Origin of the sequence: Streptomyces sp. NPDC059866 (assembly GCF_042731325.1) — a bacterium.
GTDB classification, from domain to species: Bacteria; Actinomycetota; Actinomycetes; order Streptomycetales; family Streptomycetaceae; genus Streptomyces; species Streptomyces flavusporus.
In genome coordinates, this window is sequence record NZ_JBHWJT010000005.1 from 127525 (window position 1) to 142554 (window position 15030).

General features: G+C 73.3%; 15 protein-coding genes. 5 read left to right on the forward strand and 10 right to left on the reverse strand.

The features are described from left to right. Positions 1 to 32: 32 nt before the first annotated feature. Complete coding sequence (locus ACFV7R_RS09165) at positions 33 to 380, forward strand: DUF1844 domain-containing protein (protein WP_224738340.1); 348 nt, start codon at positions 33 to 35, stop codon at positions 378 to 380. A 1-nt stretch (position 381) separates the two neighbouring features. Here ACFV7R_RS09165 and ACFV7R_RS09170 read toward each other — a convergent pair whose 3' ends face one another. Beyond that, on the reverse strand, positions 382 to 1113 hold the full coding sequence (locus ACFV7R_RS09170) for an SseB family protein (RefSeq protein WP_385261667.1): 732 nt from the start codon (positions 1111 to 1113) through the stop codon (positions 382 to 384). Positions 1114 to 1261: 148 nt separating this feature from the next. Between ACFV7R_RS09170 and ACFV7R_RS09175 the strand changes: the two genes are divergently transcribed. After that, positions 1262 to 2209, forward strand: a complete 948-nt coding sequence (locus ACFV7R_RS09175; protein WP_385261670.1) for a serine hydrolase — start codon at positions 1262 to 1264, stop codon at positions 2207 to 2209. Here ACFV7R_RS09175 and mycP read toward each other — a convergent pair. Together mycP and ACFV7R_RS09185 are read right to left on the reverse strand one after the other, a co-directional pair. Next, entirely contained in the window at positions 2206 to 3387 is a 1182-nt protein-coding gene (gene mycP / locus ACFV7R_RS09180) for a type VII secretion-associated serine protease mycosin (protein WP_385261671.1), read from the reverse strand. The two genes, ACFV7R_RS09175 and mycP, sit on opposite strands and share 4 nt — an antisense overlap. Beyond that, positions 3384 to 4478 (reverse strand): hypothetical protein, encoded by a 1095-nt coding sequence (locus ACFV7R_RS09185; protein WP_385261674.1) that lies wholly within the window; start codon positions 4476 to 4478, stop codon positions 3384 to 3386. The genes mycP and ACFV7R_RS09185 overlap by 4 nt, the downstream gene beginning before the upstream one ends. 696 nt (positions 4479 to 5174) lie before the next feature. On the opposite strand from ACFV7R_RS09185, the gene ACFV7R_RS09190 reads away from it, so the two are divergent. Further along, entirely contained in the window at positions 5175 to 6377 is a 1203-nt protein-coding gene (locus ACFV7R_RS09190; RefSeq protein WP_385261677.1) for an amino acid deaminase/aldolase, read from the forward strand. Between the two features lie 4 nt (positions 6378 to 6381). On the opposite strand, the gene ACFV7R_RS09195 is transcribed toward ACFV7R_RS09190, so the two are convergent. The 4 genes from ACFV7R_RS09195 to ACFV7R_RS09210 are packed head-to-tail and all read right to left on the reverse strand — an operon-like array spanning position 6382 to position 10828. Then, positions 6382 to 7275, reverse strand: coding sequence for a DUF2510 domain-containing protein (locus ACFV7R_RS09195; protein WP_385262138.1), 894 nt, complete (start codon positions 7273 to 7275; stop codon positions 6382 to 6384). A 27-nt stretch (positions 7276 to 7302) separates the two neighbouring features. Then, entirely contained in the window at positions 7303 to 8085 is a 783-nt protein-coding gene (locus ACFV7R_RS09200) for a 3-oxoacyl-ACP reductase (protein WP_385261679.1), read from the reverse strand. Continuing rightward, the gene (locus ACFV7R_RS09205; RefSeq protein WP_385261680.1) at positions 8082 to 9455 is read right to left on the reverse strand and encodes an aldehyde dehydrogenase family protein; all 1374 of its coding nucleotides are present in this window, start codon (positions 9453 to 9455) and stop codon (positions 8082 to 8084) included. The genes ACFV7R_RS09200 and ACFV7R_RS09205 overlap by 4 nt, the downstream gene beginning before the upstream one ends. Before the next feature lie 8 nt (positions 9456 to 9463). After that, the gene (locus ACFV7R_RS09210; protein ID WP_385261683.1) at positions 9464 to 10828 is read right to left on the reverse strand and encodes a glutamine synthetase family protein; all 1365 of its coding nucleotides are present in this window, start codon (positions 10826 to 10828) and stop codon (positions 9464 to 9466) included. Positions 10829 to 10974: 146 nt separating this feature from the next. Between ACFV7R_RS09210 and ACFV7R_RS09215 the strand changes: the two genes are divergently transcribed. Further along, on the forward strand, positions 10975 to 11709 hold the full coding sequence (locus ACFV7R_RS09215) for a FadR/GntR family transcriptional regulator (protein ID WP_385261685.1): 735 nt from the start codon (positions 10975 to 10977) through the stop codon (positions 11707 to 11709). Between the two features lie 69 nt (positions 11710 to 11778). Continuing rightward, complete coding sequence (locus ACFV7R_RS09220) at positions 11779 to 12468, forward strand: gamma-glutamyl-gamma-aminobutyrate hydrolase family protein (RefSeq protein ID WP_385261688.1); 690 nt, start codon at positions 11779 to 11781, stop codon at positions 12466 to 12468. Positions 12469 to 12496: 28 nt separating this feature from the next. Here ACFV7R_RS09220 and ACFV7R_RS09225 read toward each other — a convergent pair whose 3' ends face one another. The 3 genes from ACFV7R_RS09225 to ACFV7R_RS09235 are packed head-to-tail and all read right to left on the reverse strand — an operon-like array spanning position 12497 to position 14774. Next, on the reverse strand, positions 12497 to 13438 hold the full coding sequence (locus ACFV7R_RS09225; RefSeq protein ID WP_129796935.1) for a LysR family transcriptional regulator: 942 nt from the start codon (positions 13436 to 13438) through the stop codon (positions 12497 to 12499). A gap of 50 nt (positions 13439 to 13488) precedes the next feature. Further along, entirely contained in the window at positions 13489 to 14208 is a 720-nt protein-coding gene (locus ACFV7R_RS09230; RefSeq protein ID WP_385261690.1) for a helical backbone metal receptor, read from the reverse strand. Beyond that, positions 14208 to 14774, reverse strand: a complete 567-nt coding sequence (locus ACFV7R_RS09235) for a helix-turn-helix domain-containing protein (RefSeq protein ID WP_385261692.1) — start codon at positions 14772 to 14774, stop codon at positions 14208 to 14210. Before ACFV7R_RS09235 ends, ACFV7R_RS09230 begins: the two co-directional genes overlap by 1 nt. Positions 14775 to 15030: the final 256 nt, after the last annotated feature.

Below are 15030 nucleotides of genomic sequence, written 5' to 3' on the forward strand. Positions count from 1 at the left end.
CTGGTTGTCCCTCTGCCCCTATGGTGAACGGCATGAGTGAAGAGACGCCCGACTTCAACGCCATGACCCGCGACATCGCCGAGGTCCCCGCGGTCGAGGTGATCGTGACGGTCGCCGTCAACCTGATGAGCGCCGCCGCGGTGAAGCTCGGTCTGACCGAGGAGGGCGAGAAGCACAAGGACCTGGACGAGGCCCGCAAGCTGATCCACGCCCTGGCCGGTCTGCTGGACGGGAGCGCGACCGAGATCAGCTCGTTCCATGCGGCCCCGCTGCGCGACGGCCTGAAGTCGCTCCAGCTGGCGTTCCGCGAGGCGTCCCTGGTCCCGGACGAGCCGGGCCAGGGTCCGGGCGAGAAGTACACGGGCCCGGTCTACCGCTGACCTAATCCTTTACGTACAGGGGCTCGCCCGGTGGCGTCGTCCCGGCCGGCAGCAGTGCCAGGTCGAGGCCGCGCACCAGGCGGGCCCTCAGTGTTTCGTCGGCGGCCATGCGCCGGGCCACCGCGCGGGCGGCCTCGGCCGGGGCGGCGGCCGGATCGAGGACGAGGGCCAGGGTGCCGTCGGCCTGTCCCGGGCCGAGGTGGGCGCGCAGTACGGCCGGCTCGGCGGCGACCGCGGCCCGTACCGCCGCGACGACGGCGGGGTCGGCGAGCGGGTCGGTGGTCGTACGCCCCTCGGCCAGCGCCAGCAGTGCGGGACCGGTCAGCTCGAACGGCACCGGACCGGCCAGGTCCAGCACCACGGTGTCGGCCTTCTCGTGCGCGGCCGCCTGGAGGGCCTGGTGCAGGGGTACGGCCACCGGCCGGGCCTGCGGGTCCCAGCGGGCCAGCGAGTCGGTGGACGTGAAGGCGGGCAGGGCGGTGCGGTCGCCGGCCTTCAGGGTCGGTACGGCCATGTCGCTGGTCTTCTCGCGGCGCAGCCCGTTCTCGTCCTCCTCGACCTCGCCGAGCACGGCCACCACGGGGACGAGCAGCCGGGCGCCGCTGAGCGCCGCCAGCACCGGTCCCACGGCGGTACGGTCCTCGGCCCAGGCGGCGAGCGCCGTGCTCAGCCGGGGATCGGCCGAGCCGTCGTCGTCGGAGAAGCCGGGGTCGGGAATGTTCTTGTTCGCCACGGTCACCGACCCTATAGGGGGGCTGCTGCTGCGCTTGTGCGGGCCCGGTAACGCGGCCGTGACACCGCTCACGGGTTTCCCGGCATTTCTGACACACATCTAACGTGCGTCTAACGGCCCGCACAGCTGCCGCCGTCAGCATCGCGGCATGGAGTCCCGCAGAGCCCGCCGCACCCGTACCTTGATCTGCGCTGCCGCCGCCTCCGCTGTCGTGATGGGCGGTACGGCGTATGTGACGGCGCAGGCGCACTCCGGAGTGCCGGCCGTATCGTCGGCCGTGACGCCGTCGGCCTCGGCGTCGGACAACGGGGAGGCATCGGTGGAACCTGTGGCGCAGCCGGCGGTGGATCGTGACGCGCTGCTGGCCGAGGCCGTGCGGGGCCTGCCGGTCGAGGACGGCGCGGACGTGTCGGTGGCGGTGCTGGACGTGGACTCCGGGGAGGGTGCCTCGTACGGGGAAGGCACCTTCGACACCGCGAGCATCGTCAAGGTGGACATCCTGGCGACGCTGCTGTTGCAGGCGCAGGATGCGGGGCGGCAGCTGACGGCGGCGGAGCAGGCGTACGCCACGGCGATGATCGAGCACAGCGACAACGACTCCGCGTCGGCCCTGTGGCGGACGATCGGCGGGGCGCAGGGGCTGGACGCCGCGAACGAGCGGTTCGGGCTGACCGGCACCGAGGGCGGCGACGGCATGCTGTGGGGCCTGACCCAGACCACGGCCGTCGACCAACTCGCCCTGCTCCAGCAGGTGTTCGGGGAGGAATCAGAGCTGGACGCGGCCTCGCGGTCGTATCTCCAGGAGCTGATGGGGCAGATCGCCGCCGGTCAGCAGTGGGGGGTGTCGGCCGCCGGGGACGATGCGGCGTGGGCCCTGAAGAACGGCTGGCTGCCGCGGACCGCGACGGGCCTGTGGGACGTCAACAGCATCGGGCGGGTGACGGTCGGCGGCCGTGACTACCTGGTGGCGGTGCTGTCGGACGGCAACTCGACCAAGGGGAAGGGGATCGCACTGGTCGAGGCGGCAGCGCGAGCGGCGGTGTCGGTGTTCACCGGGGTTTCCCTGCCGACGTCGTCCGCTGCCGCCGCTGGTTAGCGCGTCAGGCCGTACCTGCGGCGGCCGCGCCACAGGACGACCGCCGTGATCAGCAGCACGCCGCCGGCGCCGCCGGCGAGCGGGGCGGCCCAGCCCGTGGCGTCGTCGTCGGAATCCGCCGTGTCCGGGCCGGAGCCGAAGTACTTGTCGCCGTACGCCGCGGACTGCAGTCCCTCCGGCTTCAGCCGGCCGGCCTCCTCGATGGCGGCGGCCGGGTCGACGAAGCCGAAGCCGCGGGAGTCGTCGCGGCCGTCGGCCGGGGCGTTGCGGGCCGTGTCCTGAAGGAGCCGCTTGATCTGGGCCGGGGCCAGGCCCGGGTGGGCCGACTTGACGAGGGCGACGGCGCCGGAGACGAAGGCGGCGGCCGCGCTGGTGCCCCAGCCCTCGTAGTACTTGCGGTCGGGGGCGGCGATGACGACGTCGACGCCGGGGGCGCTGACCGTGGCGTACCAGCGGCGGGTGGAGAAGGATGCGCGGGTGCCGAACTTGTCGACGGCGGTCGCGGCGATGACGCCCGGGTAGGCGGCCGGGTAGGAGATGTGGTCGCCCTTCTCGCCGCCGTTGCCGGCCGAGGCGACGACGACGGAGCCCTTCTTCAGGGCGTACTGGACGGCCTCGTCCTCGGCGGGTTCGGGGTGGGCGGAGGCGGAGTCGTCGCCGAGGGAGAGGTTGATGACGTCGGCGCCGTGGTCGGCGGCCCAGCGGATGCCGTCGGCGAGGGCGTTGCCGCGGGTCTTCCGGGCCTTGGCGCGGGAGGGGTCGTCGTCCTCGAGGATCACCCGGACCGGGAGGATCTTCGCCTCGGGTGCGATGCCCAGGACGCCGTCGGTGTTGCCGGTGCCGTGGCCGTGACCGGCGATGATCCCGGCCATCGCGGTGCCGTGCAGGGCCCAGGCCGGGTCACCCTGCGTCGCCCCGAAGCCGACCATGTCCTTGGCGGGCAGTACGTTGCCGGCCAGGTCGGGATGGTCGGCGTCGACGCCCGTGTCGAGGACGGCGACGGTGATGCCCTCGCCCTTGGTGGTCTGCCAGGCCTGAGCGGTGTGCATGGCGTCCAGCGCCCACTGCTCGGCGCGGATGCCGTCGGCGTGCGCGGCGGTGGGCGGGACGAGGGCGACCGAGGCGGCGACGAGGACGCTCACGAGGCCGGCCCTGCGGGCGGCTGCGACGGGCTTCATGAGGGCTGTTCCGTGGACGAGGTGACGGACTTGCGCAGGCTGCGCTCGACGCGGTCGGCGAGGCCCTTGGCCTCGTGGCCGAGGCCTGCCTGGGCGGGGGCGCTGGTGGCGCCGGAACGCATCGCCTCCGCGGCGGGCTGCGGTTCGTCGACCGTGCGGGCGTCGGCCCAGCCGGAGACGGCGTAGACGACGACGGGGGCGTCGGTGAGGACGGAGACGGTCCATGAGGCACGCTGCTCGGCGCCGAAGCCGGCAGCGGCCGTGCCCTTCGCGGCGTACGGGCGGGGCATCAGGTCGCTGCGGCGGTCCAGGCGCTCGTCCTCGAAGCGGGCGTCCAGGGAGCGCATGGCGGCGGCGTCGGCCTTGGCGAAGAGCAGGCCGACGGTGGTGACGTAGCTCTGGGTGGCGTCGGTGTAGGTGGCGCGCAGCAGGCGCTGACAGCCGACCGGGGCGAGCGCCCTGCGCAGCAGGGGGTCGAAGGCGTCCGCGCAGCCGCTGTCCGGGGCGACGGCGATACGGGTCCAGATGCGGTCGGCGCCACCGGGGCCGGCGCCGCGCCCCTGCACGGTGGGCGGGAACAGCTGATCCACCGGCACGCTGTGCCACAGGGGCCCGGCCGCCGCGAAGGCCCCGCGTTCCCCGGCCTCCCCCGAGTCCCCGATCAGCCATCTCCCCGTCACGGCGCCCCCGGTGAGCCCCAGTCCGAGCACGACACAGGCGGCGACCGCCACGGTACGTCCCCGTACCCGCACGCCGAACGACCGCGGCCGCGCCGACTCGTCGTACCCCTCGGGCTCCCCGAACGTGACGACCGGCTGCTGGGGCACCGACTGGGTACTCCAGGAGAACGCGGGGTTCGGGGAGACGGGGGTGGCGTTTTCCCGTACGGATGACGTGGGTGAACCCTGCCGCCGCTCGCGTGCCGGGACCGGGTCCGGGTCCGCCGGGATCGGGCGCAGACGCCTCGTCGTCTCCGAGGGCGCCTCGGCGGGCACACCGACCGGCCGCGGCGGCACGGGCCGACGGGTCGGCCGGGGCGGCACGCTGCTCGGGGCGGCCGGGTCGGGGGCGGCTTGGGGACGTGCGGGCACGGTGGGGCGGTTGCTCGGATCCGCCGGCCTCTCAGGACGCGCGGGCGCACCCGGCCGGCCACCTGGACGCGGCGGCACGGCTCCCCGCGTGGTCGTTCCGCCGCCCTCACCCCGGGCCGGCGGTGGTGCGTCCGGGAAGCGGGCGGATGCGGCAGGCGGGGGCGGAGTGAAGGGGCCGGCGTCTCCGGTCACCGTGGCCCGGCGTCCGCCGTCCCGGTCGCCGGCGTCCGTCCGGGACGGAGCGCGCAGGCTCGGGAAGGTGGTGCGGCCGGTGTCGCCGCCGTTGCGGGGTGACGGGGGGCCGCCGGCCGCTGTGGTGGGCGTCGGCGGCTCGGTGCCGCGTTCGGAAGGCGCCGTGGGGTCGGGCTCGTCCCCGGGGATCGGGGGGTGGGGCGGACGGGGAGGTGTGGCCGGGCGGGGAGGTATGGGCGCGTGCCGCGCTTCCGTGCTCATGCACCCCCCGTTTCCTCGTGCCCGGTCCCGTGCCCTCGTACGCGGGCCGCCGTCGTCAATTCGCACGCATACCCGCACCGGGGGACCGGCATCCGGCGCGAGTGGCGCGCAGTGTCGTTCCTCCGTGCGTGCGCGTCACTCTACGGGTTGCCCCCGGTCGAACGGGAACCAGTCCACGAGCCCGGGGGATCTGCCCGGAACATCCCCCTACCCTGCGGTAATCCTGTCTGGCAGGCTTCGTTCATGACTGCGCGCGCCGCCGACCGGGCCCGTTACGACCGGGCCACCGCCCATCTCGACGCCCCTCTCGCGATCGTGGACCTCGACGCCTTCGACGCCAACGCGGACGACTTGGTCCGCCGGGCGGGCGGGAAGCCGATCCGTGTCGCCAGCAAGTCCGTCCGCTGCCGTGCCCTGCTCGAACGCGTCCTCGCGAAGGACGGTTTCGCGGGCATCATGTCGTTCACCCTGGCCGAGTCCCTGTGGCTGGCGCGGTCGGGGTTCGACGACATCCTGCTCGCCTACCCGTCGGCCGACCGCGCCGGATTCGCCGAACTGGCCGCCGATCCCAAGCTGGCCGCCGCGGTCACGGTGATGATCGACGACCCCGCCCAGCTGACCCTGATCGACCGGGCGCGCGACGGCGGCCGTGAAGTGGTGCGCGTCTGCCTGGAGTTGGACACCTCGCTGAAGCTGCTCGGCGGGCGGGTGCGCGTCGGGGCCCGCCGCTCGCCGCTGCACTCCCCCGCCCAGGTCGCCGATCTGGCCCGGGCGGTGGCCCGGCGGCCGGGGTTCGAGGTCGTGGGGATCATGGCGTACGAGGGGCACATCGCCGGTGTCGGGGATGCGATCGCCGGACGGCCGCTGCGCTCGCGTGCCGTGCGGTTGATGCAGGCCACCGCCCGCCGGGAGCTTGCCGAACGGCGCGCCGCGGTGGTGCGCGCGGTGCGGGCCGTGGTGCCGGGGCTGGAGTTCGTCAACGGCGGCGGCACGGGCAGTGTGCAGCACACGGCGGCGGAGGACGCGGTCACCGAGATCGGGGCGGGGTCGGGGCTGTACGTACCGCGGCTGTTCGACAACTACACGTCCTTCACCGGGCGTCCGGCGGCGCTGTTCGCGCAGCCGGTGGTGCGCCGGCCCGGCGTGGGGGTCGTGACCGTGCTCGGCGGCGGCTATCCGGCCTCCGGTGCGGCCGGGGCGGACCGGCTGCCGGTGCCGTACCTGCCGGAAGGGCTGCGGTACGACCCCCAGGAGGGTGCCGGCGAGGTGCAGACCCCGCTGCTCGGTTCCCCCGCCGACGATCTGCTGATCGGCGACAAGGTGTGGTTCCGGCATGCCAAGGCCGGTGAGCTGTGCGAGCGGTTCGACGCGCTGCATCTGCTCGAGGGCGACCGGGTGACGGCGACGGTTCCGACGTACCGGGGTGAGGGCCGCACGTTCCTGTAGCGGGTCAGCTCGACGGGCCGACGCTGCTGCCCACGCCGCCGCCGGTCTCGTCCCCGATCGCCCGGATGCCCTTGGTGATCCGGTCCATGTCGGCCAGCGGCGGCCCGTCCTCGCCCGCGTCGAAGACGTAGCGCACGATGACCGGCGACTCGGTGCCGACACTGGACTGGAAGACGAGGGACTGGACGTAACCGCCAGGCCCCTCGGCCGTTGTGACGCGCCAGCGCACGAAGTACCCGGCGCGGCCCGCCACCGCGACCGGCCCCGACGCGACGAGTCGGTGGGACTCGATGCCGCCGTAGGGGCGGCGGCCGACGGCGTCGCGGTCGTAGGCCTCGTCGGCGGCGTCCGGGATGTCCGCCTTGGCCAGGGCCTCGGGGGACTTCTCGTCGTTCTCGGTCACCGTGCGCGAGATGACCAGTCCGTGCCGGCAGAAGCCGCCGTCGCCGGGGCAGTCGTAGGTGCCGTCCGTCGTCATCATGACGTTGTCGACGGTGACGTTCTCCGGCCGGACCCAGCCGTCGGGCAACGGCAGGGTGATGCCGTTGAGTTCGTCGACGACGACGGCCGGGCCGTCGGCGGACGGTTCGGAGGTGGAGACCGACGGTACAGGTGTCGCACTGGTCGTGGCTGTCGTGGGTGCCGCGGTGTTCGCCTCCGTGCCGCCCCCGTTGCCGTCGTCGCCGAGGACGACCGCCCCGGTGACGATCGCGGCGACCAGGACCACGCCGGCGGCGGTGAGAGCGACGGCCTTCGCGCGCGTGGACGTGCCGGCCGTCGGGGACGGCGGGCCGGGGACCTCCGGTGTGCGCCGGTGGTCCGTCCAGGCCGTGCCGTCCCACCAGCGTTCGACGTGCGGGGCCGACGGATCGCGGTACCAGCCGGGCGGGGGCGTCATGCTCATCCCGGCACTGTAGGACGACTCCTACAGCGGTGTGACGTACGCCCCCGAGATCCCGCCGTCCACCAGGAAGTCGGTGGCGTTGACGAAGGAGGAGTCGTCGCTGGCCAGGAAGGCGACCGCGGCGGCGATCTCCTCCGCTTCGGCGAACCGGCCGAGCGGGATGTGGACGAGACGGCGTGCGGCGCGCTCGGGGTCCTTGGCGAACAGCTCCTGCAGGAGCGGGGTGTTGACCGGGCCCGGGCAGAGCGCGTTCACGCGGATGCCCTCGCGGGCGAACTGCACGCCGAGTTCGCGGGACATGGCGAGCACGCCGCCCTTGGAGGCGGTGTACGAGATCTGCGAGGTCGCGGCACCCATCCGCGCCACGAACGACGCCGTGTTGATGATGGAGCCCTTGCCCTGACGCCGCATGTAGGGGATGGCCGCCTTGCAGCACAGGTACACGGAGGTGAGGTTGACCTCCTGCACGCGCTTCCAGGCCTCCAGGCCGGTCTCCAGGATGGAGTCGTCGTCGGGCGGGGAGATGCCGGCGTTGTTGAAGGCGATGTCGACGCTGCCGTAGGTGTCGTACGCCGCCTTGAACAGGGCCTCGACCTGCTCGGGGTCGGTGACGTCGACCTTCGCGAAGAGGCCGCCGACCTCCTCGGCGGCCGCTTTGCCGCGCTGCTCGTCGACGTCGCCGCAGACGACGTGCGCCCCCTCGGAGGCGAGCCGGCGGGCGGTGGCGAGGCCGATGCCGCTGCCGGCTCCGGTGACGACGGCGGTGCGGCCGACGAGCCGGCGGCAGATGATGTCTTCGCTCACTGTGCGGGGCCCTCCGTGCTGATGAAGACGTTCTTGGTTTCGGTGAAGGCGGCCAGGGCGTCCGGGCCGAGTTCCCGGCCGATGCCGGACTGCTTGAAGCCGCCGAACGGGGTCCAGTAGCGGACGCTGGAGTGGGAGTTGACGGACAGGTTGCCGGCCCGGACCGCCTGTGAGACGCGCAGGGCGCGGCCGATGTCGCGGGTCCAGATGGAGCCGGAAAGGCCGTAGTCGGTGGCGTTGGCCAGGCGGACGGCGTCGGCCTCGTCGTCGAAGGGCAGGACGACGGCGACGGGGCCGAAGACCTCCTCCACGGCCACGCGCGCGTGCGGGTCGACTCCGGTCAGCACGGTCGGCGGGAACCAGAAGCCGGGGCCTTCGGGGGCCTTGCCACGGATGCCGTCGGCCTCGGTCGGGACGTAGGAACGCACGCGCTCCAGCTGGGCCCTGGAGATGAGGGGGCCCATGTCGGTCTTCTCGTCGGCGGGGTCGCCGACGGTGACGGCCTCGATCGCGGGGGCGAGCAGTTCCAGGAACCGGTCGTGGGCGGAGCGCTGGACGAGGATGCGGGTGCGGGCGCAGCAGTCCTGGCCGGAGTTGTCGAGGAAGGACATGGGCGCGGCGGCCGCTGCGGCTTCGAGGTCGGCGTCGGCGAAGACGATGTTGGGGCTCTTGCCGCCGAGTTCGAGGGTGACGCGCTTGAGGAGGGCCGATCCCTTTGCCAGCACCTGTTTGCCCACGGCCGTCGACCCGGTGAAGACGATCTTCGCCACGCCCGGATGCTCGACGAGTGCGTTCCCCGTGACGGGTCCGTGTCCGGGCAGCACCTGGAACAGGCCCTCGGGCAGGCCCGCCTCCAGGGCGAGTTCGGCCAGGCGGAGTGCGGTGAGCGGGGTCGTCTCGGCGGGCTTGAGGACGACCGCGTTGCCTGCGGCGAGCGCCGGTGCCGTGCCCCAGGCCGCGATCGGCAGGGGGAAGTTCCAGGGCGCGATGACGCCGACCACGCCGAGCGGTTCGAGGATCGTGACGTCGAGGCCGCCCGGGACCGGAATCTGGCGTCCGGTCAGCCGCTCCACTCCCCCGGCCGCGTAGTCGAGCAGATCACGGACGTTGCCGGCCTCCCAGCGGGCGTTGCCGAGGGTGTGTCCGGCCTCGCGGACCTCCAACCGGGCCAGTTCTTCGAGGTGTTCGTCGACCGTGACGGCGAACCGGCGCAGCAGGCGCGCGCGGTCGCCGGGCGCGCGGCCCGCCCAGTCCGCCTGCGCCCGGGCGGCGCGCACGACGGCCGCGTCGACATCGGCCGCGGTGGCGCCGGGGACGGTGGCGACGACCTCCTCGGTCGCCGGGTTCAGCACCTGGAGTTCGTACGACAAGAGGGGCCTCACATGCGTTCGAAGGAGCGGCGCAGCTCCCAGTCGGTGACCGCGGCGTCGAAGGCCTCGAGCTCGACCCGGGCCATGTTGCGGTAGTGCGCGACGACCTCGTCGCCGAAGGCGGCCTTGGCGATCAGGCTGTTCTCCCAGAGCTCGGCGGCCTCGCGGAGCGTGCCGGGGACATGCGCGAAGTCGGCGGTGTAGGCGTTGCCGGGGCAGGGCTCGGGCAGCTGAAGCTTCTGCTCGATCCCGTACAGGCCCGCGGCCACCATGCCCGCCACCGCGAGGTGCGGGTTGACGTCCCCGCCGGGCAGCCGGTTCTCGAACCGCAGGGAGCGGCCGTGGCCGACGACGCGCAGCGCACAGGTGCGGTTGTCGTAGCCCCAGGCGACGGCGGTCGGGGCGAAGGAGCCGGGCTGGAAGCGTTTGTACGAGTTGATGTGGGGCGCGTAGAGCAGGGAGAAGTCCCGCAGCGCGGCGAGCTGCCCGGCGAGGAAGTGCCGCATGACGTCGGACATGCCGTCGGACGCGCTGCCCGGCATGACGTTCCTGCCGTGCTCGTCGGCCAACGACAGGTGGATGTGGCAGGAGTTGCCCTCACGCTCGTTGTACTTCGCCATGAAGGTGATCGACATGCCCTCCTGGGCGGCGATCTCCTTGCTGCCGGTCTTGTAGACGACGTGCTGGTCACAGGTGACCAGGGCCTCGGCGTAGCGGAACGCGATCTCGTGCTGACCGGGGTTGCACTCACCCTTGGCGGACTCGACGGTCATCCCGGCGCCGGCCATCTCGTTGCGGATCCGGCGCAGCAGGGGCTCGATGCGGCCGGTGCCGAGGACCGAGTAGTCGATGTTGTACTGGTTGGCCGGGGTGAGCCCGCGGTAGCCGGCGTCCCAGGCCTGCTCGTAGGTGTCCTTGAAGACGATGAACTCCAGCTCGGTGCCGACCTGGGCGGTGAGGCCGAGGCCGGCGAGGCGCTCCAGCTGGCGGCGCAGGATCTGCCGGGGCGCGGCCACGACCGGGGAGCCGTCGCTCCAGGCGAGGTCGGCGATCACCATGGCGGTGCCCTCGTTCCACGGCACCCGGCGCAGGGTGCTGAGGTCGGGGTGCATGGCGAAGTCGCCGTAGCCCCGGTCCCAGGAGGACATCTCGTAGCCGTCGACGGTGTTCATCTCGGTGTCGACGGCGAGGAGGTAGTTGCAGCCCTCGGTGCCGTGTTCGAGCACCTCGTCGAGGAAGAAACGCGCGGCGAACCGCTTGCCCTGCAGCCGTCCCTGCATGTCGGGGAAGGCCAGGACGACGGTGTCGATCTCGCCGCCCGCGACGAGGGCGTGCAGTTCCTCGACGCTGAGCGGGGGTGTGCGGTCTGCCACGGGAGGGCCTCCTTGGGGCATCTTCCGTCGTCTTTCCGGCTTCTGCGCGCTTCTTCGGATTTCCGGCTTCTGCGCGCTTCTTCGGACGGCGCCGAGAGCCATAAGGTATTGCTGAGAACCATTGCTTGGGAAGGGGGCACGACCATATGCCGGTGGATCCGGTCGGCGGCCCGGACGACCCGCTGACGCCGGTACTGCGGCCGGTGCGCGCCGGGAACGGCTTCGAGGAGGCGCTGGAGCAGATCCTCCAGGTCGTACGGCTCGGTCTGGTGCCCGGCGGGGAGCGGCTGCCCGCGGAGCGGGAGCTGGCGGAGCGGCTCGGGATCAGCCGGGTGACGCTGCGCGAGGTGCTGAAGGTGCTCCAGGACCAGGGGCTGGTCGAGTCGCGGCGCGGACGGTACGGCGGAACGTTCGTGCTGCCCCGCACGGACGCCGCCGGCGAGAGCGAGCTGCGGCGGCGGGTCGCCGCGGTCGACATCGAGGACGTGCTGCGGTTCCGGGAAGTGCTGGAGGTGGGCGCGGCGGGGCTGTGCGCGGCACACGGGCTCGACGACGAGCAGGCGGACCGGCTGCGGGACGCGCTCGCCCGCACGCACGACGCCCCGCTCGCCGACTACCGGCGCCTGGACACACTGCTCCACCTCACCCTCGCCGAGCTGTCCGGATCGCCGACGCTGACCGCGCAGTACGCGGCGGTACGGGCGACGGTGAACGACCTGCTCGACTGCATCCCGCTGCTGGTCCGCAACCTGGAGCACTCGCAGCGCCAGCACACCGCGCTGGTGGAGGCGGTGCTCGACGGCGACGCGGACGGGGCGCGGGAGATCATGCGGGAGCACTGTGCGGGGACCGCCGCACTGCTGCGGGGGTTCCTGACCTGAGGCCTTGCGCCGTACCGCCACTGACGACAAAGGTATGAGGGCGATCCATTGAGGGCAGCGGGAGGACGTATGACCGGCAGGCCGCTGATCGGCGTCAGTACGTATCTGGAGGCCGGGGCGCGCTGGGGCGTGTGGGAACTGGACGCGGCACTGCTGCCGGCCGGGTACCCGCGGCTGGTGCAGCGCGCGGGCGGGCTGGCCGCGATGCTGCCGCCGGACGCGGTGCAGCACGCGGTGGCGACGGTGGCCCGCCTCGACGCTCTGGTGATCGCGGGCGGCCCGGACGTCGAACCGGTCCGCTACGGCGCGTCCCCCGACCCCCGCACCGGGCCGCCCGCGCGGGAACGGGACGCCTGGGAACTGGCCCTGATCGAGGCGGCGTTGGCCGCGCACGTACCGCTGCTGGGGATCTGCCGGGGCATGCAGCTGCTGAACGTCGCCCTCGGCGGCACGCTCGTCCAGCACCTCGACGGGCACGCGGAGGTGGTGGGGGTCTTCGGCCACCATGCGGTCAAGCCGGTGCCGGGCACGCTGTACGCGGGTGTCGTACCGGAGGAGACGTCCGTACCGACGTACCACCACCAGTCCGTGGACCGGCTCGGCACCGGCCTCGTTCCCTCGGCGCACGCGGCGGACGGCACCGTGGAGGCGATCGAGCTGCCGTCCGCGGAGGGCTGGGTGCTGGGGGTGCAGTGGCATCCGGAGATGGGGGAGGATCTTCGGGTGATGCGGGCGCTGGTCGCTTCCGCGAGGGTTTGAACAGGGGGCGTTGCGGCGGGCGCCGGGGTCACGAAGCCCGCGTCAGCCCCAGCAGCTCCCGCGCCGGGCCCGTCGGCCGGTGGCCTGTGCGCCAGACCGCCCGCAGGTCGCGGCGGAGCCGTGCGCCGTCCACCGGGACGCTGACCAGGCGCCGGGTGGACAGTTCCTCCCCGACCGCCAGTTCGCTCAGCACCGCCGGTCCGGCGCCGCCGACGGCGGATGCCTTCACGGCCGTCGTGGAGGACAGCTCGATCAGCGGCCGGGCGAGGCCGCCCAGCGCGGCGTCCAGGACCTGGCGGGTGCCCGAGCCCTTCTCCCGGAGGACCAGCGGCGTCGCCGCCAGTTCCGCGGCCGGAAGGGGGCGGCGTCGGCGGGCCCAGGGGTGGCCGGGTGCTGTGACGACGATCAGGTGGTCGTGGGCGATGACGACCGAGTCCAGTCCGGTCGGCACCGTCAGTCCCTCCACGAAGCCCAGGTCGGCCTCGTCGGCCAGCAGCCGCTCCGTCACGGCCGCCGAGTTGCCCGCGAGCAGTGACACCGCCGTGTCCGGCCGCTGGGCGCGCAGCGCCAGCAGCCAGCCCGGCAGCAGGTACTCGGCGATCGTCATGCTGGCCGCGACCCGCAGCCGCGAGTCCCGCCGGTCCCGCAGCGCCTGTGCCCCCGCGTCGAAGGCCTCCGCCGCCTCGACGACCCGGCGCGCCCAGTCCGTCACCAGCGCACCGGCGTCCGTGAGCTGCGATCCGCGCGGGGACCGGTCCACCAGGGCCACGCCCAGCTGCCGCTCCATGGAGCGGATCCGGCTGCTGGCCGCCGGCTGGGTGATGCCGACCTCACGGGCCGCCGCGCCGAGGCTGCCCAGCCGGGCCACCGCCAGCAGCAGCTCCAGCGCGCCCAGATCGGGCACCCGGTGCGCCAGCGAGCCACCGCCCGTGGACGGCCGCCCGTTCTCCTGCTCCTCCGACCAGCTCATAACTCCACCTTATGCCTCGACGGAGACATACCCCCCGGGTGGCGGCCTGCTCAGCGGAGAGCCGCCCGCAGGGCCTCGCCCAGCACCCGTGGTGCCTCGACGAGCGACGGCCCGTACCACGTCAGGTGCCGGCCGCTGACGAGTGCGCACGGCAGCCCCGCGAAGGCTTCCGGTCCGTCGTCCGCGGTGAAGCGGTAGGGCTCGTCCGGCAGCACGACCACGTCCGGTGCCGCCGCGCGCAGATCCTCGAGGGGGATCCGTGGATAGCGGTCCGCGTGGCCCGCGTACAGGTGGTCGACGCCGAGCCGAGCCAGTACGTCGCCCGCGAAGGTGTCCCGGCCGAGCACCATCCACGGCCGCCGCCAGATCGGCACCACGGCGGTCGTACGAGGGTCCAGGACGGGTGGCCGCGACCAGGCCGCCTCGGCCTCGTCCAGCCACCGCGGCCGGGACCCGGCACCGCAGGCGTCCAGCACCCGGGCCAGCTCACGGAAGGCCTGCGGCACGTCCCGCACCTCGGTCACCAGGACCTCGACGCCGGCGGCGCGCAGGGCGTCGAGGTCGGGGGCGCGGTTCTCCTCCTCGTTGGCGATCACCAGGTCGGGGGCGAGGGCGAGGACACGCTCGGCCTTCGGGTTCTTGGTGCCGCCGACGCGGATGACGTCCAGATCCGCCGGACGGGTGCACCAGTCGGTGGCGCCGACCAGAGCGCCGGGCACGGACACCGCCACGGCCTCCGTCAGCGACGGCACCAGCGAGACGACCCGCACTACCGGGGCTTGTCGTGGACGGCCTCGATGTGCTCGGCCACGGCGACGACGAGGACCCGTGTGTCCGGCTCGGCGGCCCGCCAGCGGTGCCGGACGCCGCCCGTGAGGTACAGCGTGTCGCCGCGGCCCAGGCGATAGGCGCGGCCCTCCGCCTCGATCTCCACCGCGCCGTCCGCGACGTACATCAACTGGTCGTTGCGGTACTGGAATTCACGCCCGGCGTCATGGTCGCCGGTGAACTCCGAGGCATGCATCTGATGGTGACCGCGCACCAGGGAGCGCACCTGCGGTTCGGGCGCCGGCTCGGTGCTCTCGCAGCGCACCACGTCGACGCTGCACGCCGGGTCGGCGGCCGCGAGGAGTTCGACGGCGGTGGTGCGCAGGGCGTCGGCGACCTTCTCCAGGGAGCTGCGGCTGGGTCGCGCCCGGTCGTTCTCCACCTGGCTCAGGAAGGGGACCGACAGGCCGCTGCGCTCGGCCACGACGGCGAGGGTGAGCTCCAGGGCGCGGCGCCGCCGCCGTACGGCCGCGCCTACTCGAAGGGACTGCTCTTTGTGGTCGCCCATCGCTCCGGCTCCCTCCTTCGCTCGTCGCTCGCTCCTCATGCGCCGCTGTCCGGGCGCACTCCGTTCTGATGAGTTCTCTGCACCCTACGCATGTTCGGCAAACCGTTTCATGCGCCTGTCACATCGCCGTCACACCGGGTGCCTCCCGACCTCACAGTTCGCGCCAGCGGATCGGCCCTCACAGTGGTCTTACGCGGGCGTCCTTCTCACTGCAACGCGTGAGGCTCGCCAGGTGTTCTCACCACAGCCGCGGCGG

What these genes read in the sequence shown, in the direction of transcription:
- ACFV7R_RS09235 (WP_385261692.1), bottom strand. Translation starts at nt 14,774, where the DNA reads ATGGGCGACCACAAAGAGCAGTCCCTTCGAGTAGGCGCGGCCGTACGG.
- ACFV7R_RS09195 (WP_385262138.1), bottom strand. Translation starts at nt 7,275, where the DNA reads ATGACGCCCCCGCCCGGCTGGTACCGCGATCCGTCGGCCCCGCACGTC.
- ACFV7R_RS09215 (WP_385261685.1), top strand. Translation starts at nt 10,975, where the DNA reads ATGCCGGTGGATCCGGTCGGCGGCCCGGACGACCCGCTGACGCCGGTA.
- ACFV7R_RS09175 (WP_385261670.1), top strand. Translation starts at nt 1,262, where the DNA reads ATGGAGTCCCGCAGAGCCCGCCGCACCCGTACCTTGATCTGCGCTGCC.
- ACFV7R_RS09165 (WP_224738340.1), top strand. Translation starts at nt 33, where the DNA reads ATGAGTGAAGAGACGCCCGACTTCAACGCCATGACCCGCGACATCGCC.
- ACFV7R_RS09220 (WP_385261688.1), top strand. Translation starts at nt 11,779, where the DNA reads ATGACCGGCAGGCCGCTGATCGGCGTCAGTACGTATCTGGAGGCCGGG.
- ACFV7R_RS09190 (WP_385261677.1), top strand. Translation starts at nt 5,175, where the DNA reads ATGACTGCGCGCGCCGCCGACCGGGCCCGTTACGACCGGGCCACCGCC.
- mycP (WP_385261671.1), bottom strand. Translation starts at nt 3,387, where the DNA reads ATGAAGCCCGTCGCAGCCGCCCGCAGGGCCGGCCTCGTGAGCGTCCTC.
- ACFV7R_RS09225 (WP_129796935.1), bottom strand. Translation starts at nt 13,438, where the DNA reads ATGAGCTGGTCGGAGGAGCAGGAGAACGGGCGGCCGTCCACGGGCGGT.